At 66.4% G+C, this 1013-nt stretch carries 1 protein-coding gene; it reads left to right on the top strand.

Annotated features, from left to right (window positions below; genetic code table 11):
* Nucleotides 1-932 (top strand): calcium-binding protein (locus tag ACTIF1_RS26430; protein ID WP_439599461.1); only part of this gene is annotated, 932 nt, incomplete at its 5' end.
* Nucleotides 933-1013: the final 81 nt, after the last annotated feature.

Below are 1013 nucleotides of genomic sequence, written 5' to 3'. Positions count from 1 at the left end.
ATCCGGGTGCGACGACGGGCGATGCGGCGAGCGACGTGCTGATCTCGATCGAGCAGATCGTCGGCGGGTCGGGCAACGACACGCTGCTGGGCGACTATGCGGCGAACCTGCTGGATGGTGGCGACGGCGACGACTTCATCAGCGGCCGCGGCAATGCGGGCGACACGATGAGCGGCGGCGAGGTGCTGATCGGCGGTGCCGGCAATGACACGGTGAGCTACAGCTGGAACACCACCAGCATGTATCTCGACCTGTCAGCGGGCCAGGTATCGCGCGCGGGCGGCACCGACACGCTGTTCGGTTTCGAGAATGCCATTGGCGGCTCCGAGAACGATTATATGGGAGGCTCCGCTGAGGCGAACCGCCTTGAAGGTGGCGCTGGGAACGACGCGATCTTCGCTGGTGAGGGCGATGACGTCCTGTTGGGTGGCGAGGGTGACGACTCGGCCTATGGCGAGGGCGGTGCGGATACGGTGACCGGCGGTGCCGGCAACGACGATCTCAGCGGCGGCGCCGGCGATGACCTGCTGCAGGGTGGCGAGGGATCCGACAATGCCGCGGGTGGTGATGGCGCCGACACGGTGCAGGGCGACGAGGGCGATGACACGCTCAGCGGCGGCGAAGGCAATGACCTGCTGCAGGGCGGCGAAGGCGACGATACGCTGACGGGCGGCGCGGGTGCGGACACCCTGGAGGGCGGTGCCGGATCCAACCAGCTTGATGGCGGCGCCGGCAATGATCTGGTCGACTACAGCGATGCGGAACTCTCGCCGCTACGACGCGCAAGACAGCATCATCGGCATCGATACGCTGACCGGCATCGAGACGCTGATCGCGACAGATGGCGTGAACGACAAGATCGACGGCTTCCTCGAGAATACCCGGAGCCTGGAGGTCGATCTCGGCGCCGGGACCCTGGATCTGGTCGGTAGCGGCGGCGTCGAATCCAGCATGACCGTCATCGGCTTCGAACATGCGGAGGGCGGATTTCTGGCCGACCAGATCACCGGCTC

The organism is Falsiroseomonas sp. (assembly GCF_051860665.1).
Taxonomy (GTDB): Bacteria; Pseudomonadota; Alphaproteobacteria; order Acetobacterales; family Acetobacteraceae; genus Falsiroseomonas.
This window is presented reverse-complemented; position numbering and strand designations above follow the sequence as displayed.